The sequence below is a fragment of the Bacillus sp. JJ1773 genome (assembly GCF_036962035.1).
Classification (GTDB): domain Bacteria; phylum Bacillota; class Bacilli; order Bacillales; family Cytobacillaceae; genus Cytobacillus.
This window is the reverse complement of the sequence record NZ_JBALNX010000028.1, coordinates 68,030-91,970: the sequence shown is the minus strand read 5'-3', so window position 1 is coordinate 91,970 and position 23,941 is coordinate 68,030. Positions and strand designations below refer to the sequence as shown.

The following is a 23,941-nucleotide window of genomic DNA, read 5'->3' as shown; positions in this document are numbered from 1 at the left end:
AAAATAGGCAGGTGAATGAAATGAATAGACCCCTTGAAAACATTAGAGTACTAGATTTTACGAGAGTATTAGCTGGCCCATATTGTACAATGCTTTTGGCCGATATGGGGGCAGAAGTCATTAAGATAGAAAGGCCCGAAAGCGGTGATGATACTAGACATTTCGGTCCATATAAGAATGACGAGAGCGGCTATTTTATTTACCTTAATCGGGGAAAAAAGAGCATAGCCATAGATTTAAAAACGGAAAAGGGGATTGAAATCATAAAATCCCTTGTAGAAAAATCCGATGTGTTAGTTGAAAATTTTCGTCCAGGCGTAATGAAAAAATTAGGTTTAGACTATGAAACTTTGAAAAAGATAAATCCAAGCCTAATTTACACCTCCATTTCTGGCTTTGGACAATATGGCCCCTATAGCCAGCGCGCTGCTTATGACATCATTGCACAAGCAATGGGAGGGATGATGAGCATTACAGGGTATGATGACACCCCTCCAACTCGAACGGGATCCTCATTAGGTGACATGAGTGCTGCCTTATATGCTGCTTATGGAACAATGGTTGCACTATTTCATAGACAGCAATCGGGAGAAGGTCAGTTGATTGATGTTGCTATGGTAGACAGTATTTTTTCTTTGCTAGAAAGCAATATTATGCGATATACGATTAATGAAGAACTTCCCACGCGTATTGGTAGCCGCCATCCAATCAGCTCTCCTTTTGATGTTTATGCGTGTAAGGACGGCTATATTGTTATTGCCATTGCCAATGATTCACTTTTTCTACGGCTGTGTCATTTGATGGGGGAACCCGAATTAAGCGAAAATCAAAAATTTAAAACAGATCCTCTTAGAAAAATTAATGAAAATGAGTTAAAAGATAGGATCGAAGAATGGTCAAAGCAATACTCTGTATCTACTGTTGTTTCAAAGGCTAACGAGGCTGGTATCCCTTGCTCCCCGATTTTAAATATAGATGAAATTTGTGAAGATGATCACATATCGGTAAGGGAAATGCTTGTAGAAATTGAACACCCCATTGCCGGTAAAGTAAAAATACCAGGTCATCCTGTAAAATTTTCTAGTACACCAGCGGTAATTAAAAATCCTTCTCCTAGTCTTGGAGAGAATACGGATGAAGTGCTGCAAACTATTTTGGGCTACAAGGATATAGAAGTCTAAACGACATAGAGGGGCAATCCCGTGTTGATTGTTCTCTTTTTAAAATACTGCTAAGGAGGCTTAGTAACATGACGAACGCTAAAGATACGATCCTAACACCGCTAGAGGCCGATTCACAGGTCCATAAAAGAAATGCGGCAGCTGCCCGATCTATTTTTGCACCAAAATTATTTGAAGGTAAAACAGCCATTATTTCTGGTGGAGCGACAGGGATTGGTTTTGCCATTGCTAGAGAATTAGGGCAACTGGGCGCCCACGTAATCCTAGCTTCGCGAACGATAGAACGTCTTCAAAATGCTGTCGATGATTTGCGAAAAGAAGGAATCAAGGCCGACAGTCATCCTGTAAATATCCGTAATGAGCAGGAAGTTAAAGACTTGTTTGATACGGTAACAGAACAATGGGGAACGGTAGACTTTCTTATTAACAATGCTGGTGGTCAATTTGCTGCACCCGCCCTCAACCTTTCTTTGAACGGATTTAAATCGGTTGTTGACCTGAATTTGCATGGGACATGGTTAATGAGCTCCGCCTTTGCCCACCACCTGACTGATAATAATAAAAATGGGCGAATTATTAATATTGTACTTTGTCTTGCTTCAGGTATACCTGGAATGGTTCATGCATCAGCTGCCCGAGCGGGAGTAGTAAATATGACGAAAACCTTGGCTTCTGAATGGGGGCCTTATGGAATTACTGTCAATGCCGTGGCCCCTGGGATCATTGACACGTCAGGCCTAGAAAATTACGAATCTCAAAACATGGATAACCTAGTTAACCGTCTGCCAATTAAACGGATGGGGACTCCTCACGAATTGGCAACGGCAGTTACCTATTTACTGTCACCAGGCGGCGACTTTATTACGGGTATTACGCTAGAAGTTGACGGAGGGGAACATTTAACCGGGGCGCTGCAACGATTCAGTGCTAAATAAATTTTCAAGCTCCTTGCTTTAAAGGGGCTAAATTTATCCCTTTGGGGCCGCTCGAATTAGATAAAATAAACTTCATGCGAAAAAAAATATTAAAATCTAAAAAAATTGCCATAAATCATGCGATATCTGTATAAAAAGAAAGGATTCCCCTTTGAATATTCATATTATTCAAAATTATATTTGCTATTTTTGAAAATTCTAACCAAATATACTTTTAGTAGAAGGGAGGGGTAACTTAAAAGCAGCGCAAAGTATGGATACAAGAGGCCATTACGAAAAGAAAGTGGGGAATGGGATGAATAATCAAAATTCATCGTTAAATGTAGAAGCTTCTATCAGTAATCTTCCTCAATCAAATAGTAAGCAAAACATATTCAAATTTCTCGTATTCAGTATGATAGGTGTTTTTATGTTTTTTATCCCTGTCACTGTTAATGGGAAGTCATCAATTGCTCTTAGTCACGTTTCTAAGTGGGTTGAGGTCAGTTTAGGTGCAAGTCTTCCTTATTATGTTTTAGTTTTAGTCATTTTAGGAGCTGTGCATCCTTTTTATTCGAAAACTTGGAATAAAAATACCACCACCACGATATTCTCGATTTTTAAAGTTCTGGGATTAATTACAACTGTAATGGTCATTTTTAATATTGGACCGAATTGGATACTTGCTGAAGGAATAGGTCCATTTTTATTCAATGTCCTTGTAAAGCCGTTAAGTGTTGTGCTTCCAATCGGATCAGTCTTCCTGGCATTATTAGCGGGCTATGGATTACTAGAGTTCTTTGGTGTATTGCTTGAAAGGGTTATGCGGCCGATTTGGAAAACACCAGGGCGTTCGGCTATTGACGCTGTAGCCTCCTTTGTCGGTAGTCCTTCAATGGGTATAATTATTACCGACCGGGTTTTTAGTCAAGGAAAATACACTATAAAAGAAGCTGCAATTATAGTAACAGGCTTTTCGGCCGTCTCTGTACCAATTATGGTTGTGGGTTTAGATATTCTTGGACTCATGCATATGTGGAATTTGTTCTTTTGGTTAACATTGATCATAACCTTCCTTGTCACAGCTATTACGGCAAGGATTTGGCCATTAAGTAAGATGAAAAATGAATACATTACTGAAACCGTACCAACTGAGAGGAACGTCATAGCCAAGGGCCAATATATAAAGACCGCCTGGGACACAGCAATGGAGGCTGTTGAAAAAACTCCTGGGTTTTTTAAAAATTGCTGGGATAACCTTTTAGCCGGGTTACTTATTACAATGGCGGTCCTTCCTTCCATCATGTCAATTGGACTTCTAGGCTTAGTTCTTGTCGAGTATACCCCCGTTTTTGATATTTTAGGATTTTTGCTATATCCATTCACCATGCTTCTACCAGAACCTCTACTCGCTGCCAAAGCGGCATTTGTTGGATTTGCTAGTACACCAATGCTTTCACTTGCAATAGTAGCTCAGGCTTCAATGGTTACAAAGTTTGTCATCAGTATATTGTTTGTATCGGGAATATTATTCTTTTCAGAAGTCATTCCCGTTATATGGTCAACGTCCATTCCGATTCGAACAAGAGATTTGGTAATTATTTGGTTCCAGAGGGCGGTATTAACCCTAATCATTGCTACCCCGATTGCCTACCTGTTGTTTTAGAACATGGTCACAGTGGGGGGACTGTATGGAAGCAAGTGGGTTAATGGGGTAAGGGTGTATCCCAGTCAACTTGTTAATAGTATTCCTGCTTTGGAATTGGATAGTGTTAAACAAAAGGAGATAGAAAAATTGCCTCTATTATAACTCCGTGGAGAGAATGGGTCTCTATGCGGAGTTGTTTCTTTTTAAACCTCTATGCAATAGCTTTTGGGGAAGACATTAATCGGGTGGAAAAGAAAAAGGTTCATAACGAGTGTTTAAATAAGAAGGCTTCGCAAATGGAAGCCATGGAAGGTTTATAGTGCGAGTTTGGAAGTTGGATATTCTCAACCCATTAGGTAAATACAATAAATAACCAATGAATGTACACAAGCCACAATAATTGCATATAATAGATTCCACTTTAAAACAAGGTCAAAAATACTAACCCTCAATAAATTGGATATCACAATATTTGGTGGGGAGACACTTGAGATGGTTGAGCCTACAGCCCAAGAACTGAGTAGGGTTAGTGCCATAATGATATTATTGATTCCAATTGCCTCATTTGAAACACTTGCAAGGATTATGCTGATCATCACGATTTGATGTATGCCTAAGAAGGAGAATAGTGAAACAAATGCTATTGTAAAGAAAATCATAAGTAATATGGAGTAATCTGCGATGCTCACCCATAAAATATTTAGATTATTACCAACAGAAGTAGTTGAGGCAATAGAGCCAAAAAAGCCAGCTGTTAAGAATAACACAATTTCATTTGCTCTATCAGGGAAGATTTTTAATAGAAATTTTTTTGATTCTCGTAAAAAATCCTTCTGCTTTTTTAAATATGCTGACCAGATAACAGAAAACAAGATAACGGTAAAAGTCACCATAAGGATAATATTTAAGGAGCTAAAGAACTCCAAAAGACCGATGGAGACAGTTAGCAGGGTGATGACAATTAATAGTTCATATGGTTTTCTAAGATTAATGAATTCTTTTCCTTTTTGGGTGTGCCAACTTACTGTTTTTCTTTCCCTTAACGAAAAAAGTAGGTTTGATATGACTAATTGTAAGATTCCTAGGAAAAGGCCAAAATGCAAGTATTCATGTATTTGAATGTTGTAATAATTTACAATTAGTAAAACAGATGCAAAGTAGGGTGCCCACATACATGCGGGTATAAAACCTCTCATATATACTTTGCCTAAAAGAGATGTAGGAAGCTTCAGTTCTTTTACCATTGAATGAATAATGAAAATGGAACCTACATTAATGATTGGCGCTAAAAAGAAAAATGAGGCAGAAATAAAAAAGTAAATTTGTTGTGGCTTCTTAGCAAACTTTACAGCTAAATCCATTATGTTTCTTTGGTAGTTCCCAAGTATGATAGGGATTGATAATATAGGTACCAAAACAATTAAACTCATAAGTGGCAAGTTCTTAGAAATGGCTATTGTCATCTCTGTTAAGGTGTATTGATTAATAATGATAATAAAAAAACTAATACTGATCATTACTCCGCCAATAATCTTATTTAGCTTTGTACAATAAGGAAGGCAAACAAGAATAACTAAGAGGGTCAAACCTCCAATTACAAAGTCTAGTTGGGGAACCGCTGCAAAATTTGAAATTACAAATAGTAGTAGTAAGGATAAAGTTAGTAAATTACCTAATTTAATCAATTTTATAACTCCTTACATAATACTTCATAGTATTAAAAAAATTAGGTTAACCATATAGATTGTTACATCCATATGATTAACCCTTTTTATTGATTAATTTTCCACTGATGTATTCCAATAAATAGGTCCTGACAGAGTTGAAATTCCCTTTACCTTATCGGCTGCTCCGTATAAATTATTGTACCCGCCTAAAATCGTTACAGGAACGTGATTTTCCCATGCATATTGTTGTAATTGATCCCAAATCTTTTTTGCTTCCTCTTGGCTTGTAGAGGTTTCTAAAGTTTGCAGCAGTTCCGTAATCTTAGGGTCGTGCATCCCGCCAGCAAAAGAAGGGCTTAAAGACACAAGCTGCGATGGGGTTGTTACAGTAGAGGATCCTGTGACAACGGCATCCCAATCCCCAGGATTATTTTGTTTATCTAAGAGTGTTGCCCAATCATAAAACTCTAATTTTACATTCATCCCAATTGCTTTTAATTGATCTTGTATAACAACAGCTGCATTATAGAATTGAGGATAATCACGAGTTGTCATAATTCTGAATTCCTCATTGTTATATCCAGCTTCACCTAATAATTTCTTTGCCTTTTCTGTATCTTTTTGATTATAGAAATCTTTGCCAGATTCACTATGCCAATTACTTACAACATTCGTCATATACCCTGGGTGCAGCCAGTATAAATCTTCATCCGCAAAGGATGCGAGCATAATTTTGTCAATATCAAGGGCTGCATTTATAGCTTGACGCATTTTTACATTTGCTGATAAACCTTGGTTTTCATTATAAATCATTAGCATTTCCCCATAAGTATCAAAAACAGGATAAAGATTCTTTTCATTTTTTAATTGCGTGTAGTTGTCAAAAGGAACTGTATAGACAAAATCATATTGACCTGAACGTAGTCCAGCCATTCTTGTGGAGGCATCTGGTACGATATAGAAGTAAAGATCGTCCACCAATGCTTCTTTCTTTCCTGCTAATCCATCAGACTTTGATTCTGATGGGGAATATTCTTCAAATTTTGTGAAATGAATATACTGATCCTGTTTCCATTCAACAAATTTATATGGGCCTGTTCCGATGTATTCAGAAACTCCTTCAGTAGTGGCAGATTCTACAATTTCTTTTGGCATAATAGCAGCAGCCATCTTGGCAGAGGCCATCGTATCTAAAGCAAGCGGGGAAGACTGGGCTAACTCCAGTGTAACCGTATAATCATCCTTTGCTTCAAACACAGCACCATCGAAAATTTTTCCTGTTATCGATGATTTCTCCATCCAGCGGTTCATGGATGCTACAACATCCTCTGCTTTCATTTCTTTTCCATTATGAAATTTAACGCCTTTTCTTAAATGGAAGGTAAAGGATTTATTATCTTCGCTTGGTTCAACTGATTCAGCTAGCATAGGAACGGCTTTGTACTCTGAGTTCGTTGTTAAAAGAGTTTCAAACATAACTCTTGATGTATCACGACTAACTGTAGCTGTTGTTGTTGGCTGGTCTAGTGTTGGCGGCTGTGTAACCAATGCAACCTTTAGTTGCCCGCCTGCTTTTGAATCTCCATTATTCGTTTCACTTGTCTTTTCCGAACTGCACCCAATTAACATGAAAACGACTAGCATGATCATGGCTAGCATCCAATTCTTTGCTCTAAACATTTAATAGCCCCCTTTAATAATTGTTTTTAATTTTATAAAACTGTAAAAGTTTAAATCTCTATTGGATTATTAATCTGGTTGTTAGTTTCCTCATTAAACTTAATAACAGAAGTTACTAATATTTTTGCTGCCGTTAGCATGGCTTTTTCGTCAAAGTCAAAACGCGGGTGGTGGTGTGGGAAAACCTTTGCTGAATCACTTAAACTTGCACCTACAAAGAAATAGGTACCAGGTACTTCTTTAAGATAATAAGCAAAATCCTCACTGCCCATAGCTAAATCCCGTTCCATCACATTTTCTGTCCCAACAACCTCAACTGCGATATTTCGAATAAACTGTGTTTCCTTTGGATGATTCCAAACGGCATCATAGCCGCGAATATAAGAAATTTCACAAGTTGCTCTGCTCTGAAGGCAAGCGGCATTTGCGATATTCTTTATATCCATCTCTATTAAATCTCTAGTTTCAGGGTCGAAGGATCTTACTGTTCCAGACATTTCAGCCGTTTCAGGTATCACATTCATGGCTGTACCAGAATGTAATTTACCAACAGTCAGTACAGCAGGCTTTACTGGATCTACTCGGCGGCTAATAATCTGCTGAAGATTTAGGACGATTTGACTTGCCGTTACTAAAGGGTCTACTGTTAGATGAGGGGAGGCACCATGCCCGCCCTTCCCAAATATTTTTATTTCAAAGAAATCAGAGGCTGCCATTGCGTAGCCCTCGCGATAATAAACCTTTCCGAATGGCAAAGCTCCTTGAAGATGTGTGCCAAAGATTACATCGACCCCTTTTAAGCAATCATCCTCAATCATCGCTTTAGCTCCACCAGGTACTAATTCCTCTGCAAATTGGTGAATAAAAACGACATTTCCTGCTAATTCTTCACGGAATTTAGCTAAAACCGTTGCCACTCCTAATAAGGTTGCCGTATGACCATCATGGCCACATGCATGCATAACTCCAGGCACTTGGGATTTATAACTGACATTTTTCTCATCTTGGATGGGAAGAGCATCGAAATCAGCGCGAAGGGCCACTGTTTTTCCCTTATGCTTTCCTCTTAAGAGACCGACAACTCCTCTTCCTCCAACATTTGTCCTCACTTCTAATCCTAAATCTGTTAGGTAGTCTGCAATTAATTTTGGTGTGCGGACTTCTTGAAATGAGAGTTCTGGGTGTTTGTGCAGATCACGCCGTATGTCAACTAATGTTGGGTATATCGATTCCAACTCTGTATAAAGCTTGTTTATATCCATTTAATCCTCTCCCAAGATTATTATTTTTAGGAATGGAGGTGGCAAGCAACAAAATGACGGTCGCCAATTTCCTTTTTAATTGGTTCCTGATGTTTACAAATATCTTTCACAAAAGGGCAGCGTGTATGAAAAACACATCCCGAGGGCGGAGATAGAGGAGAGGGGATATCTCCTTTTAATATGATTCTTTCTTTCTTATATTTTGGATTAGACTGTGGTACAGCAGATAATAAAGCTTGGGTATAGGGATGTTTTGAATTAGCAAAAAGCTGATCCGTTGGTGCTTCTTCCATGATTTTGCCCAGGTACATAACACCGATTCGGTCACAAATATGCCGAACAACACTGATATCATGCGAAATAAAGATATAGGTGAGCTTTAAATCTCTTTGTAGTTCTTTTAATAAATTAATAATTTGTGATTGAATAGACACATCAAGTGCAGAAACCGGCTCGTCTAGAATGACGATTTTCGGATTAATAATAAGGGCTCTTGCTAACCCAATACGCTGACGTTGTCCGCCTGAGAATTCATGTGGATACCGATAGTATTGATCTTCGCGTAATCCTACCTTTTCCAGGATGTTCATAACCATTTCGGTACGGTCCTTTTTATTTCCAATTGAATGAATCGCTAGCGGTTCTTCGAGGATGTGTCCAATTCTAATTCTTGGATTTAAAGATGAATAAGGATCTTGAAAGACCATTTGCATTTCTTGGCGCAAGTCGCGCAGCTTTCTACTATCAAGCTGGAAAATATCTTGGTTCTTATAAATGGCTTTTCCCACGGTTGGTTCTAGTAATCTTAAAATCGTTCTTCCGGTTGTACTTTTCCCGCAGCCAGATTCTCCTACCATTCCGTAAGTCTCACCTTCATATAGTTGAAAGGAGACATCGTTTACTGCTTTGATATGTTCTTTTGCCTTTCCGAAACTCTTTAATGATCCTTTAACAGGGTAATATTTTTTCAGTCCTTGGATATCTAGAAGCGGTGTTTTATTTTCATGTTCCTGTACTAACATAACTTCCCTCCATAATTTGATCTGCATGCCAGCATCTTACTTTTTGGGAACCTTGAAAAGAGGTAAGCTCAGGCATGTTTTCATTGCATAATGCATCGGCATGCGGGCAGCGAGGGGCGAACCGGCAGCCTTTTGGAATGTTATCTAAAGCAGGAACTGTACCCTTAATTACATGCAGGTCCTTTGAACGATCACTATCTAGATGAGGAATAGATTTAATTAAACCTCTTGTATATGGATGAAGCGGATTTTCAAAAAGACTTACTGTATCTGCTTCTTCCACTATTTGCCCAAGGTACATCACAACCACCCTTGTACAAATTTCTGAAACTACTCCTAAATCATGGGTGATAAAGATAACTCCCATTTGCAGCTCACGATTTAATTTCACAATAAGATCCAATATTTGTGCTTGGATCGTTACATCAAGAGCTGTAGTAGGTTCATCAGCAATTAATAATTGCGGCTGGCATGATAGGGCGATTGCGATCATGGCCCGTTGCTGCATTCCTCCTGATAATTGGTGAGGATATTCATTAACTCGTTTCTCTGGAGAGGGGATACCAGTCAATCTCAGCATTTCGACTGCTTTTTCATAGGCCTCTTTCTTTGTCACTTTTTGATGTAAAAGGATGGCCTCTGCAATTTGGAATCCGATCGTATAGACAGGGTTTAATGAACTAAGCGGATCTTGAAAGATCATGGCTATATCATTTCCGCGTATCTCCTGCATTTCTGACTTTGACAAGTTTAATAGATTTTTACCTTTAAAATTGATCGTACCATCATATTGAACGGTGTTTTTTTCATCAAATAATCTTAATATTGACTGAGAGGTAACACTCTTCCCGCACCCGGATTCTCCAACTACACCTACTATTTCTCCTTGCTTTACATGAAAGGAGACTCCATCAACGGCAGTGACCCGCCCGCGTTCTGTATGAAAGTGGGTTTTAAGATCTTGTACATGTAATAGATGCTGTTCGTCTGACATATTGATCACCCCTTATGAATCGTTATTTTTTTGCATGATTTGTGTGAGGATCAATTAAATCTCTGAGACCGTCACCTAGTAAATTTAATCCAAGAACCGACATGACGATGGTGATTCCAGGGAAAACGGTCATCCACCACGCATTAAATATTACTGTTTTTCCATCATGTAAAATACTTCCCCAACTAGGCTCTGGAGCAGGGACGCCAGCACCTAAAAAGCTTAGAGCAGCTTCGATTATAATAGCTTCGGCAAAAATAAATGTTGCTTGAATCACGAGAGGAGAGATGGTATTTGGCATAATATGACGCCAGATGATTCTCAAGTTACTTGCCCCTTGTGCTCTCATTGCTTCTATATAAGTTTGTTCACGAACGACTAAGGCAGATGAACGAATGACACGTGCAATATATGGAGTAAAAACGATACTTAGAGCAATAATAACGTTCATAGTATTTGGACCTAATGCCGCCATTAAGGCAATGGCCAATAAAATTGCCGGAATAGCCATTAATCCATCACAGATTCTCATTAGAATTTGATCTAAAGCTCGATAGTAGCTTGCATATAATCCAACAATTAAACCTAGGACTGAAGATATTAATGCTACCGAGAGGCCAACACCAATTGTGATTCTCCCTCCGTAAATAATACGGGTTAATAAATCACGGCCGAATTCATCCGTTCCTAGAAGATGCAATCCATTAGGAGATTTTAAGCGGTCCATCACTTCCATTTGATAAGGGCTATATGGAACTAGCAGTGGACCAAAGAGCGTTATTATGATTAAAACGAGTAATAAAATGCCTCCGGTAAGTATTTGTTTGTTCGATAGAAGTCGCTGCATAAATAGTTGTCTTTGTTGCTTTTTGAGCTTGTGTTTGACAGTAGAGTGTTCTATAACGCTTTCAATTTCCACAATAGCAAAACTCCTTTCCTACTTGCGCTCTAATCGGACACGGGGATCAATATAGGCATATAACAAATCTACAATTAAGTTAATGACAACATAGGAAATGGTAATAAATAAGACAACTCCCTGAATGACTGTATAATCGCGCCTTTCAATAGAATTTATGATCATTTGCCCAATACCAGGGATGTTAAAGATAGTTTCGGTAACAACTGCCCCAGCTACTAAGGTTCCAAATGTCTGGCCAATTACAGTCAAAATTGGAAGAAATGCATTCCGTAATGCATGTCTGTACACGATAATATGTTCTTTTACACCTTTTGCTCGAGCTGTTTTAATATAATTTGAATTTAGAACTTCTAGCATTGATGTCCTTGTCATCCGAGCAATGAGTGCTGCTTGAATGGCTCCCAATGCGATGGCAGGTAAAATAAGGTATTGCAAACTGTTCCACAGTCCAGAACTTAAGGGTTGATATCCTGCAATAGGCAGCCATTGCAGCTTAACGCCAACGACTAAGATTAAAAATAATCCAAGCAGAAAACTAGGAACCGACATTCCTAGTAATGAAAAGCCCATTAAGGACTGGTCTGTAAGGGATCCTCTTCGATTAGCTGCAATTATTCCAGCAGGGATGGCTATTACCAGCGCCACAACTTGACCTAAGATAGCAAGTGAAAGGGTTGGTCCAAGATGGCTTAAGATAGCGCTTGTTACCGGCTCTTTCATAAAGTAGGATGTACCTAAATCACCTTTAAAAACATTGATAACCCAGTCCGCATATTGCTGAATTAAAGGAGCATTAAGACCAAGTTCTTCACGCATTTCCTTAATTTGATCTTCTGTTGCTTCTTCTCCTAGCATGATAGAAGCAGGGTCACCAGGTGTTAAGTGAATAACCATGAAGATCACTACTGAAATCACGAATAGGACGGGGATGAGAGAAAACATTCGCTTTAATATGTAATAAATCATATAAGTTTAACCCCCTTGTTTTTTAATCATCAGTTAAACATTCCTGGTATAGATAATAATGAAGTAAAAGTCCTTTACATAGTATGTCCAGGAGGCCCTGTCCATCTAGTAAAGGACCATAACGAGATTAGTAAGTAAGTGCCTCTCTTTTGGAAGGATCAAGCTTGCTGTCTTCTCTCCAATTTGTCACTGGCGGGACAATATCCGTAATCGGTTCAATTAATATATCCAAAAACACAGGTCCTTGCTGGTCGATTGCCCACTTTAATCCTTCTTCGAGCTTTTCGTTCGAATCAATTCTTAAGCTTCTAATATTAAAGCCCTCTGCAATTTTTGCCCCATTAATTTGACTAAAATCAACTCCGATATAGCGCTCATCATAATAAAGCTGGTGTAATTTTTTGATCCATCCGTAACTATTGTTTTGGAAGAGAAGAAAGACAACTGGCAACCCTAATCTGCTTGCAGTTTCTAGTTCACCAACAGACATGGCGAAACTTCCATCACCAAACATAGAGAATACTTTTGATTGTGGGCTTGCCACTTGTGCGCCTATTGCAGCTGATAAAGCGTAGCCTAAATTTCCATGACCACGGTCAAAAACTGTTCTCCTGCCTGATTTTTTAGTGACATAATCTGAAGCCATATATGGATTTTGAGTTCCAGCATCAATAACAAATAGAGCGTTTTCATTTGTATGTTTATTTAATAGGTCAATTATTTTTGCTGGATTGACCAGTTTCGTTTCCTCTTGCACCTCTTTTGCTACTCTACTAAACTTCTCATTTAATACATTTTGATAAAATTTATTCCATTCTGTTAAAGAATTTGAAAAGTCTTTATTTCTATTATTCATTAGTAAATTTAAATGGTTTAGAAATGCCTTTATATCTGACATAATAGCTACATTTGTTCGAATGTTTTGATCCAATATTTCTTCACTGATGTCTACTTGAACGACAACAGGGGAATGACTGAAAATGCTTTTAGCCACTGTTGTTACATTGTTAAGCTTTGAACCTAGAACAAGGACAAAATCAGCGTTTTTGATAATGCTGTTTGTTTCATCCGTTCCGCCGTTAACTCCAATTACACCAATTGCTTGCGGTAAATTCTCAGCTATACTTCCTTTACCATTTATAGATGTACCGACAGGAATGGTGAAGTCACTTGCAAGGCTTTCCAATTCCTCGTATGCAGCTGAAAGATGGACACCGCCGCCAGCAATAATGACAGGACGTGAAGATTGAGTTAATAATTTATATACCTTTTCGACATCTTCTCTGTTAGGTGAACTCTTAAAGGGCTTATGAAAGGATGCATAAAGCTCCTCATCCGTATAATCATAATGCTCCTCATGAACATCTTCAGGGACAGAAATATGCACAGCTCCTGGTCTTCCTCCAGTAGCCATTCTAAAGGCTTTTCTTAACATATGTGGAATTTTTGAAGCAAGTTTTATTTTCGTATTCCATTTTGTAATGGATTGAAGAAGCTCGACTTGCTTTAGCTCTGTTAGTGCCCCGGTTTCTTCACTGCTCATTGAAATGTCAGAGGAGAAACAAATAATGGGAACGGATGATGAATTTGCTTCACTAATTCCAGGAGTCGCGTATAAAACGCCGCCACCACTCGGAACGTCAACCACACCTGGTTTTCCAGATACCCGTGCATATGTGTCGGCCATATAAGTAGCATGTCGTTCATCTCTACATTGGATATATTTAATCTGGTCACTATGGGCCTCTATTGCGTTATGAAAAGTCATACTTGTATCGCCAGGCACCCCAAATATTACTTCCACATCATTAGCGATTAAAATTTTTACGATAGCATCTGCTGCTCTCATGTAAACAATCCCTCCGTTAAAATATTCAGATTTTATTGAATGTTTTATCTTTAAGATAGAATTTATAATAAAAATATTAAGTAGTCAACAATTTTATTAAATATTTATAAAAAAAATTCAGTGCCACTTAATTTTTGTTACTGTCTTTTAAAAAATTAAATGACATTTTTGGAGAATATGGTATTATACAAGTAAAATAAGATAAAAGGATCATTATTACATTTCGATATAAAAGGAGTTTTGTATGGAGAAGAATATTGGAAAACTGCTTAAAGATTTACGATATAAAAAAGGATTAACGTTAAAGGATTTGGCTGTTAAATCAGGTCTTTCTACAAGCTTTTTATCTCAGGTGGAAAATTCCAAGTCCTCCATTACTCTTCAATCCTTATCTAAAATTTCCGAAGCACTAGAAGTTAGTAGAAGTTACTTTTTTCCTGAACCCGAGCCGCCAAGTTTTGTACGAAAGAAATCTAAGGGAGACCTCACTTTAAATCAGTCAAACTTTATTTATCAAAGTCTATCAAATGGATTGCCAACACCTTTATTCGAGCCAATGCTAGTCGTTTTACTTCCGAATAATCCGAAGGTAACCTCATCGACCCATGGAGGACAGGAGTTTGTCTATGTATTAGAAGGAAATCTTACATTAGTTCATGGAGAAGATGAATATGAACTAGAACCAGGGGATAGCTTTCACATGGACTCAACAACCCCGCATACTTGGTTCAACAAAACCAATCAGGTTGTAAGACTCATTTATGTTTTTTCATCTTTGAATAAGATGTAAAAAGCTGAGAACTTAGTTTAGGCATTGTGGATTTTCTAACTAATAGTGGAAGTAGCAAGAATGAGAATTTTTTGGGGGAATGTATAGAGAAGGTGATATCAAGTACGCTCCATGACCGTTCATGGAGATCGTTAACAATAGATGCTTTGTCTCCTGAGCTTACAGTTAAGGCAAGTTAGCGGGTTTCTCTTCCGCCATGGCAATCAAATCTGTCATAATTTCTGCAAAAGAACGAAATAATGGTTCCACCAACTTGAGCAAATATAAAGCAACATACGAGGTTTCGTATGAAAATGACTAGTTGAAGAACATATCAGGGAAGGCAGAGCGGATTAACTGACAGTAGTTAGGTTCATCACTTTTTCACTGGTTTTACCTAATATAACTGTATAATGGGAACAAAAGTCACTTTCATTGCAAAGTGACTTTTGTTTAGTATTATAATAGGTGCCTACTAAGGTCGTTGCAATAACACAGGAACCCCCTGTGCTTTCTGTTTTCCGATAAAAAAGCAAAACTTTAGCTAATCAAACGTTTGATTAAACGCCGAAAAAGCTTGTCCTACAAGGGAAAATGCAGAATTAATCAAACGTTTGTTTAATATGTATGTTCGCATATGGTTCCCATTGAAGAATTGCTATAAAATATCCCCGAGCTAATACTTCTTCTTTCAGTGCCGCAAAAATCCCTAACAACTGATAAAAGTCTCCTGAAAAGAGTAATCATAATAGCAGATGTCGTAAAGAGAAAATCCTTCTTGGAAAAACCGAAACCTAACAACTATGGATTCTTTTTATGTACGTTCATTAATAACCAAATGATTTGTGATTACTACAATCCATGCGCCTTTTTTTCCGGAGTAATCTAATTTATTTGCGAAACTTGAGAGTTTTTTTGCGAAACGACTCAGTTTGTTTGCGAAACCACCTCATTTATTTGCGAACCTGATGAATTTCACCAAGGAATGGTTCCTAGAGAATAAGAACTGTTCTTAGCCTCGCGGACCGAAGATGTCTCCCTGCTGCATCGACAGCATGGTTTGTAATTTTCGGATCAAATACTAGCGCATCACTCGAAAAAGTATTACTAATCAATTCATCTAAACCTGTCCAAAAAAACCTTTTTACTGGACAGGCTTTGCTATTACGTTTGTTCTAACGAATGTGTGCCATCGCTAATAAAAAAGAGAAAATTAATCGGATATCTCTACAATTTTTAAAATTAAGTATATAGGAAAAAATGTTTAAAACCTTCAATTTGTTCCTTATTAAGAACAATGCAACTTTAAACACTTGTACAATTCGTTATTAAGAACTATAATTAATTGTATTGTTCTTAATAAGGAAAATAAAACTAGGTTCGTTTCGCTTCAAAAAGAACATAAAGAGGTCTCTTAATAAGGGGGGAGAAGGGAGCTATTCAAATAGGATTGAACGTATCCAAAAAAGTAACTTAATAGGGGGAAGTACTCTTGAAGAAGAAGATTAGTCTTAGTCTTTTTGCTGTATTGTTTGTGGCCATTGCCATTATGGGAACCGTGGCCTATTTTTCCAAAAGCTTCACTAGCGACAGTAATACCGCTACAGCTGCCAGCTTTGAGGTAGATGCTGTGAATGCAGATGGGACAACCATTGGAAACGGCGAGTTTAATTTAGACGGCAAGCTTTACCCAGGGATGAAAACGATTGAGGCCTACAGCTTCAAAATCAATAAGAACAATACGGAAGTTCCGGTAGAATACAAGGTGAATTTAACTCCAAGTGGGGACTTATTCCCTGAAGGCGGGGGTTCACCGATTGCCATTTCTATGCAAAGAGAACTGGATGGTCGATGGGTTGAAATGGATTACTCATCAGCTTTTAAACCTGATTATGACACAGAAAGTTTCAAAATCTATATTGACTGGCCACACGGTGATAACGACATTGACTTCCAAGGGAAAACAGGAAATATCAAATTGGAGGTTGTGGCAACACAAGTGGATGGAGAAGAGACTGGTGGACCAACAGATCCTGGGAATCCTAATGAGATTCAAGGTAGTTTAGAGGATACGGTTAAAGGGGAGGCTGCTAACGAGGGGAAATCCGAAATTGTCGTATTTGACTTTGGTGAAGGTAAACCAACTGGCGGCAACTCTGGATGGAATTTCAGATTTAATGATAATGACGGTGTAAATGCGATTATTATCCAAACGATTTACGATTACCTCCCACCTGAGCAGAACAGGTTTGATGGCGAACGATTAGCCAAGAACCTTGTAAACAGTATCGATGAGAGCAGAATAGCGACTTGGGTCAAATTTAAGTCTGTATGGGAAATTAAAAATGAAGGCTCAAAAGTAATTTTCACTTCAAAAGAGAAAAAGGATTATAATGTGAAGATTACTATTTCATACACACATACTGGACATCCAAACATTCCTGAAGACCAAACTGACTTACAAGACGGCTCAGCACCACACCCGGGTGTGAACCAAGTCAACACATTAACTGTCCAAGGAACTGTCCAAAAAGATGGAGCACTTGATGTTTCTTTCTCTGATGGAACTACTGATGTAACCAAGACTATTAACCTAGTAAAAGCTGACACTCCTGCAACCATCGCTGCGAAAATCGCCGCTGAATTTAGTGGTTTAGCAGGATGGGATGTCACAAATGCAGAGGGTTCTGCGGATGTTGTCTTTACTACTAAAGCAGCGGAAGCTCATAAGGAAGTCAGCATTACACTTTTGAATAATTAATGCTATCCTTCATTAAAAATGTGTACACTCTGTTAAAGGATGTGTACACATTTTTTTGCCATCCATATGGGGTTAGCGAAATGGATCAGCAGGTGAGGACTCCCTAAATAAGGGGTCATCTTTAAAAGAATCCACTTCATCATTCTCATCGATGCTTCTTTCACATTCAAACGGCAACTATGAAAGGACCATTTAAGATTTTTACCTATTATAGCCCACTTAAATAATTTACTATTCTTCAATAATTCTGACCCCTATTGAATTCACTTTATTTCAGACTCGTAGATACACATTTTGTATCTTATGGTAATATACACCTATATAAACTTTAAAAGGTGTGGTTATATTGTACTGCCATCAATGTGGGGAGAAGCTTATGGAAGGCTCTCGTTTTTGTTCAGGCTGTGGTTCTGAGGTTCAAGCACGTGTCGAAGATGAGATTAAGGTTGAATTGGAGGAGCCTGAAACACAAACCCAAAACGAGGAAGAGGTATTAACTAGGTCTGAAAATCTGCAGCAACCGAATAGGCATCCTATGATTAAGTTGATACCCATTATTGCTCCGATCTTAAGCATTGTTTTAGTTGGTTCTGGACTTGCTTTTTTCTATTTTCAAGAATTGGAGATAAATAGAGAGGTTTTAAAATTAAAAGAATCAGCTGAAGAATTGGCTATAAAGAATGATTTTGATAAGGCATTGAAGCAATTGGTAAAGGCCCAATTAAAACGCCCAGATTATATAGCATTACACGATTCTAAAGAAGTGATTGAAAAAGCACTAGGCTATGAACAAGAGCTTAGTAAAATAAGTGAAAAGATGGGGCATACGCAATATGAGGCTGCTTCAAAGGAGCTAGCTCGTTTAAAGGAACAGGTAAATGGAGAAAAGGCGCCTTTGTTTGAGCATTTTCATCAAAAGATAGAGGAGAGTCAAACGAAAATCACCATTGGCACGATTAAGAAAGAAATCAATGAGTTAGCAACGGTGAATGATTTAGGAGGAAAGCTTTCGGTTCTGGCAACCTTACCCGAAAATGAGGCAAGAGTTGTGAAACAAGAAATATTAAAAAAGATTGTTAAAATAAGCAGTGATCAGGCAGAAAATGAATTGGCTAATAAACAATTTTCTAGCGCCTTTACAACGATCGATAAAGGCCTTCAATTTGCCGTCAATGATGAAAAGTTATTAGGGTTGAAGAACCGTGTAGAGCAAGATAAGCTTGCTTTTGAACAGGCAGAGCAACAGAGAATCGAAAAAGCAATGGAGGCTGCGGCAAAGGAAGATTTGCAAAATCGTACCGCTGCTGTTTCTGTTTCTGATTTTTCTGCAGAAACAGATGAGTATGGAGATCTTTATATAATTGGAAACGTTAAAAATGTCGCAACAACCAGTATTAGTTCTATTACCATTTACTATACAATTTATAATGAGAATGGTGGATTTCTATCGAGTGGATATACATCCGTTTATCCTTACTATTTAGAACCTGGAGAATTAGGTTATTTTGATAATATTTATTATGGTGTTGGTCAGAATGTAAATGTTGAAATTGACAATATTACGTGGTATCTCAATTAAGAAGGTGACGAAGTGAAAAAATGGATGATAAGCTTAATTTCGACAATTCTTGTATGGGGAGCAGGAATATTTGTCTTTTTTTACATAAAAGATTCTATACCGAAAAAACTTACAGACCCATCAGCGTTTATCGTTGATGCTAAAACAACAGAGGAAGAGAAGGTTTCCACTGATCTTAAGGAAATTATCCATAACGCACAGAAATTAGTTGTAAAAATTAAATTAGCAGACGGATCATTGGGATCTGGTTTTCTCTATAATAATAGAGGTGATGTCGTGACAAATGCCCATGTCGTAGCAAATGCAAAGGAAGTGACCGTTATGACTTCTGATGCGAGGGAATTTTCGGGAACTGTTATTGGCATTAGTCAAGAGACGGATGTTGCGGTAGTCCGGGTTCATGGCCTTGAAGGGACAAGTCCACTGAAAATCGCGAAAGACCGAAAAGGGGAAATTGGGGATGAAGTTCTTGCATTAGGAAGTCCATTAGGTCTGCAAAATACTGTAACAACGGGTATTATTAGCGGAGTTGACCGTGACTTAGATTTAGATCCATATCACTATGAAGACGTATACCAAATTTCGGCTCCCATTACACATGGCAATAGTGGAGGACCATTAGTTGATAGCAAAACAGGTGAGGTTCTGGGCATTAATTCTGCAGGAATTGAAAAAGGTGCAATTGGTTTCAGTATTCCTATTGTCAGTATTCTTCATATAATAGAAGGCTGGTCTAACTCTCCAATGGTAAACATTCCCGAGGTAGCGACAGGGATGGAAGGATATGCGCATGAAAATGAATTTTCTGTAGAGGATTATTCTAGCTATCTTATTAAATATTTTTATGAAAGCTTAAACTACGGTGATTACGTAACGGCATACTCACTATTAGGCAGCTCATGGCAGACAAATCTGTCTTATGAAAAGTTTCGAAGCGGTTATTTAAATACTTTATCCGTCACGATTGATGATTTAACAGTTACAAGCTCAGAAGACAAAGCATCTGTTGTTGTCATAATTTCTGCAAAAGAACGAAATAATGGTTCCACCAACTTGAGTAAATATAAAGCAACATACGAGGTTTCGTATGAAAATGACCAGTTGAAGATCATATCGGGGAAGGCAGAGCGGATTAACTGACAGTTGCTAGGCTCACCACTTTTCACCAGTTTTACTCAATATAAATGTATAATAGGAACAAAAGTCACTTTCGTAGCAAAGTGGCTTTTGTTTAGAATTATAATTGGTGCCTCAAAGTGAGGGGTATCTTTTTTTCATAAGGAGAGTGAAGGAATGCGAATATTAAAGTTTTTAATCATAACGGTGATTTTTCTAGGGGCCATAGGTTATGGCGTTTATCATTTTGGTACTAAAATGGCTTCGGATAAACTTGTGGAGACTATTTCCTCTGAACTTGAGAACAGTGGGGAAATCGAGGAAATAAAGAAAGCAATTGAAAGCGATCCTGAGCTACAATCATTTATCGAAGAGGCCGAAACAGCTGACACCAGCAAATTGCCTTTTAAAACAAAGGAAGAGGCCACAAAAGTTTTGATTCAAAAGGTTGGTATTTCTGAACTTAATGATATTAGGGTGCAAGTGCAGAATGGGTCAGTTTCAAAAGAAGAAGTCCTACAGGAAATCCAGGGGAAATTAACGGAAGAAGAAATCATGGCATTGAAAGTAATCGCCTATAAGGAGTTATATAAATAACGTCTGGCGGAAAAAGATAAAGAGGTGATGAGATGAATAAGGGATTTACCGCTGTCGGCTGCTTTTTCATAGCCATTTCCGCTTTTTTATATGCTTCTAAACATATTACTGCCGCTATCATGTCTTCCTATATCAATACCCCGAAGGTCACCTATTTTGAAGGTGCTCATCAATTAATTGGCTTTGGGATGAAATTCTGGATATTTATCTCATTTTTTGCAGGAGTGATCTTTTTTTTAGTTGGGATTTGGCCATGTTTTCAGAAGGTATTTCAAACGAAGAACACGAAGATACAGGTGGAAAAAGATCTGCATTAATGAAAAAGTCCCACATGATACAGTGAGGGCAGCGTAGCCACAATTGGCCACGTAATGGACATTGGGTTAACACACCCCTTGATAGGGGAATTTCTTATAGAAAGAGAAGGCGGTAGATTTGGAACTTAATTTGAACAATAAGGTGGCACTTGTTATCGCTTCCAGTCAGGGATTAGGAAAAGCGATAGCGGAGAAACTTGTAAAAGAAGGGGCACATGTCATGCTAACGAGTAGAGATGCTGAAAAGTTAGCTGCTGTTAAAAATGAATTAGAGGCCCTAGGAAAGGGGAAAGTTTTATATTTTCCAGCTGATATTACAAAGGTTGAAGACATTACACGACTCGTTCGTAAAACGAGGGAAGTCTTTGGTAAAATCGATATCTTAATTAATAATGCCGGCGGCCCTCCTGGAGGAACATTTGAAATGCTCTCTGATAAAGACTGGCAAAACGCATTTGAGCTAAATCTGTTGAGTTATATTAGAATAATTCGTGAAGTTCTTCCTGATTTTAAAAAAACGGGTGGACGAATTGTTAATATTGCTTCTTCCTCTGTAAAACAACCTATACCTGGACTTATTCTTTCGAATACCTTTCGAACAGGAATCGTAGGACTGGCTAAAACATTGGCAGAAGAATTAGCTCCCTATAACATATTAGTTAATACAGTAAGCCCTGGTAGAATTGCAACAGATCGTGTTGCACATCTCGACAAAATGAATGCTGATCGACGGGGCGTTTCTCAAGAGCAAGTTAAAGAAGACGCCCAAAATACCATTCCCTTAAAACGATATGGAACTCCAGAGGAATTTGCTAATGTCGTTGTATTTTTAGTTTCTGATGCAAGCAGTTATGTAACCGGCAGTTCCATTTTAGTTGATGGTGGGATGATTAAATCGATATAAATATATTTATGGGGCGAGGTACCTCGCTCCAAAGTTCAGTGAAAAGCACAGGAACCCCTGTGCTTTTTGTTTTCCGTTCTAATCAAACGTTTGATTAAACGCCGAAAGGGCTTGTCCTCAAGGGAAAGAGGGTATTAATCAAGCGTTTAATTAAATTCCAAAAATCCTTGCCCCACAAGAGGAAATGCATAATTGATTAATCGTTTGTTTAATATGATCCTGCCCCCTTGCTAGAATAAACTTTTACAGTTTTAACACGCTTTTCCCCACTGCTTTCCTTTTAAAGGCATAATTCCCTCTTAAAATACCATTATCAGAAAATTATTCGCAAAAAAACATTGACAATTTTCAAAAAAATCTATTATTATATTAATTAGAGACATTGTCGCTAATGTTTTCGCTAATTAAAATTAAAAAACTTTTAGGGGGTTTGTTATGTTTTCAGAACCAACGCTATGGGGTTTAGTTCCTTTGGTTTTGTTTGTCGTATTAGTTTTTAGAAAGTGGCATCCAGTGGTTGCGATTTTAATCGCAACAATTGCAGGAGCTGTCTTGTCTGGAGCAAATATGATAGATATTGCAAAGACAACTCAGGAAGGATTAGGATCGTTTCTGGCGTATGTAGGATTAATTATTATGGCAGGGGCTGGTCTCGGTAAAGTTGCAGAGAAAACGAGGGTGGCACACAAGATTGTAGAATTTGTTATGAATAAAATCGGTATTAACAGTCCTAACAAGGCCATTATTGGTACAATGGCATCATCTACTCTTCTCTCTGGATCCCTTGGTACACTTGCTGGAGCCAACGCAGTAGTAGCACCGGTTATTATTCCAACTGTTGCAAAAGCAGGTTTATCATCTAGTGCTGTTGCTGTCATTTTTCACGGTGCAGGTGTTACAGGATTATTTCTAGGACCTTTTACGCCACCTATGGTAACTTTAATGCAAGTTACAGGATTATCGTATTTGCAAGTAGTATTGTATGCTGGTTTACCTATTTCACTCATCATGTGGATTATTACATTCTTTTATGTTAGGGCGATTAATAAAAAAACAATTCACATTTATCCTTATTCAGCGGATGATGTGGCTGAATACTCAAAAGATGATGGAAGAGATTTAGATTCGAAAGTTATCAATCAAGCAACTTGGGCTTTCCTAATATCTTTAATTGGTCTCATAACTTATGGTGTCATTATTAAAGGTGGATCTACCTTTGCCATTGTCGTTATTGTTTTAACAGCGATTATTACTGGATTGGTTGGAAGATTATCTCCAAATGAAATTGCTGAAACCTTCTTTGATGGAGCTAAACCGCTTATTTGGCTTTTCTTCCAATTTGTTCTCTTCCATCCATTTATTTTCTACATCCAAGAATTAGGTGGATTTGAATCGTTAAAAAATCTGCTTATGCCTTTTATCGAAAAAGGTGGAGATGTAACACTTGTTATATTGACGACTATTACTGGAATTGCCGGAATTCCTGGGGCTGCTGTGGCACAAGTTTTAGTACTAGATGAAATGTTTGGAACTCTTTTTGCTAACGCTGGAATTCCATTAAGCATTTGGATTCTTGTATTACTCGTTGGATCACAGATGACTGAGTTTCTATATCCGATTGGAGATACACTAGGAGCAATGGGGATTGCTCGATCTAAAGATTTAAAAAGCCTAGTGATATTTGGGATCATTGTTACTATAATTGTTGTAATATTCGTCATATTGAGAAGTCTATTCATATAGAACAGAAGCTTTAAAATATCATGCCCAGTAAAGTTATTAAAAGTAAATTT

At 37.9% G+C, this 23,941-nt stretch carries 19 protein-coding genes; 11 read left to right on the top strand and 8 right to left on the bottom strand.

Annotation, left to right across the window (positions count from 1 at the left end):
• The first annotated feature begins 20 nt into the window (after positions 1-20).
• The 3 genes from V7127_RS07420 (at position 21) to V7127_RS07410 (ending at position 3,761) form a co-directional block, all read left to right on the top strand.
• Positions 21-1,181, top strand: a complete 1,161-nt coding sequence (locus V7127_RS07420) for a CaiB/BaiF CoA transferase family protein (protein ID WP_335484548.1) — start codon at positions 21-23, stop codon at positions 1,179-1,181.
• A gap of 68 nt (positions 1,182-1,249) precedes the next feature.
• Complete coding sequence (locus V7127_RS07415) at positions 1,250-2,116, top strand: SDR family oxidoreductase (RefSeq protein WP_335353427.1); 867 nt, start codon at positions 1,250-1,252, stop codon at positions 2,114-2,116.
• Between the two features lie 253 nt (positions 2,117-2,369).
• Positions 2,370-3,761, top strand: coding sequence for a YjiH family protein (locus V7127_RS07410; protein ID WP_335353426.1), 1,392 nt, complete (start codon positions 2,370-2,372; stop codon positions 3,759-3,761).
• Positions 3,762-4,087: 326 nt separating this feature from the next.
• Here the strand turns inward: V7127_RS07410 and V7127_RS07405 are convergent, their stop codons facing one another.
• From V7127_RS07405 to V7127_RS07370, 8 genes are all read right to left on the bottom strand, one after another.
• A complete protein-coding gene (locus V7127_RS07405; RefSeq protein WP_335484546.1) occupies positions 4,088-5,428 on the bottom strand; it encodes a hypothetical protein in 1,341 nt (446 codons plus the stop codon).
• Between the two features lie 93 nt (positions 5,429-5,521).
• Entirely contained in the window at positions 5,522-7,090 is a 1,569-nt protein-coding gene (locus tag V7127_RS07400; RefSeq protein WP_335484544.1) for an ABC transporter substrate-binding protein, read from the bottom strand.
• Positions 7,091-7,140: 50 nt separating this feature from the next.
• A complete protein-coding gene (locus V7127_RS07395; protein ID WP_335484541.1) occupies positions 7,141-8,352 on the bottom strand; it encodes a M20 metallopeptidase family protein in 1,212 nt (403 codons plus the stop codon).
• Between the two features lie 26 nt (positions 8,353-8,378).
• The gene (locus tag V7127_RS07390) at positions 8,379-9,374 is read right to left on the bottom strand and encodes an ABC transporter ATP-binding protein (protein ID WP_335348089.1); all 996 of its coding nucleotides are present in this window, start codon (positions 9,372-9,374) and stop codon (positions 8,379-8,381) included.
• Entirely contained in the window at positions 9,355-10,368 is a 1,014-nt protein-coding gene (locus tag V7127_RS07385) for an ABC transporter ATP-binding protein (protein ID WP_335484539.1), read from the bottom strand. The genes V7127_RS07390 and V7127_RS07385 overlap by 20 nt, the downstream gene beginning before the upstream one ends.
• 22 nt (positions 10,369-10,390) lie before the next feature.
• Positions 10,391-11,290 (bottom strand): ABC transporter permease, encoded by a 900-nt coding sequence (locus tag V7127_RS07380; RefSeq protein WP_335484574.1) that lies wholly within the window; start codon positions 11,288-11,290, stop codon positions 10,391-10,393.
• Positions 11,291-11,305: 15 nt separating this feature from the next.
• Positions 11,306-12,256 (bottom strand): nickel ABC transporter permease, encoded by a 951-nt coding sequence (gene nikB / locus V7127_RS07375; protein WP_335484537.1) that lies wholly within the window; start codon positions 12,254-12,256, stop codon positions 11,306-11,308.
• Between the two features lie 127 nt (positions 12,257-12,383).
• Entirely contained in the window at positions 12,384-14,105 is a 1,722-nt protein-coding gene (locus V7127_RS07370; RefSeq protein ID WP_335484535.1) for a thiamine pyrophosphate-binding protein, read from the bottom strand.
• Positions 14,106-14,349: 244 nt separating this feature from the next.
• Between V7127_RS07370 and V7127_RS07365 the strand changes: the two genes are divergently transcribed.
• The 8 genes from V7127_RS07365 (at position 14,350) to V7127_RS07330 (ending at position 23,891) form a co-directional block, all read left to right on the top strand.
• Entirely contained in the window at positions 14,350-14,895 is a 546-nt protein-coding gene (locus V7127_RS07365; RefSeq protein WP_335346831.1) for a helix-turn-helix domain-containing protein, read from the top strand.
• Positions 14,896-16,366: 1,471 nt separating this feature from the next.
• Positions 16,367-17,635: a hypothetical protein gene (locus V7127_RS07360; protein ID WP_335346830.1), complete on the top strand. Its 1,269-nt coding sequence runs from the start codon at positions 16,367-16,369 to the stop codon at positions 17,633-17,635.
• A 337-nt stretch (positions 17,636-17,972) separates the two neighbouring features.
• On the top strand, positions 17,973-19,214 hold the full coding sequence (locus tag V7127_RS07355) for a zinc-ribbon domain-containing protein (protein ID WP_438823978.1): 1,242 nt from the start codon (positions 17,973-17,975) through the stop codon (positions 19,212-19,214).
• 12 nt (positions 19,215-19,226) lie between these two features.
• The gene (locus V7127_RS07350) at positions 19,227-20,354 is read left to right on the top strand and encodes a S1C family serine protease (protein ID WP_335484532.1); all 1,128 of its coding nucleotides are present in this window, start codon (positions 19,227-19,229) and stop codon (positions 20,352-20,354) included.
• A gap of 153 nt (positions 20,355-20,507) precedes the next feature.
• Positions 20,508-20,927, top strand: coding sequence for a hypothetical protein (locus V7127_RS07345; protein WP_335484530.1), 420 nt, complete (start codon positions 20,508-20,510; stop codon positions 20,925-20,927).
• Between the two features lie 32 nt (positions 20,928-20,959).
• Positions 20,960-21,244 carry a hypothetical protein gene (locus V7127_RS07340; protein WP_335484528.1) on the top strand — a complete coding sequence of 95 codons (285 nt, stop codon included), beginning with the start codon at positions 20,960-20,962 and terminating at the stop codon, positions 21,242-21,244.
• Positions 21,245-21,362: 118 nt separating this feature from the next.
• Positions 21,363-22,148, top strand: coding sequence for an SDR family oxidoreductase (locus tag V7127_RS07335; protein WP_335484526.1), 786 nt, complete (start codon positions 21,363-21,365; stop codon positions 22,146-22,148).
• Between the two features lie 435 nt (positions 22,149-22,583).
• The gene (locus tag V7127_RS07330) at positions 22,584-23,891 is read left to right on the top strand and encodes a GntT/GntP/DsdX family permease (protein WP_335346711.1); all 1,308 of its coding nucleotides are present in this window, start codon (positions 22,584-22,586) and stop codon (positions 23,889-23,891) included.
• Positions 23,892-23,941 lie beyond the last annotated feature (50 nt).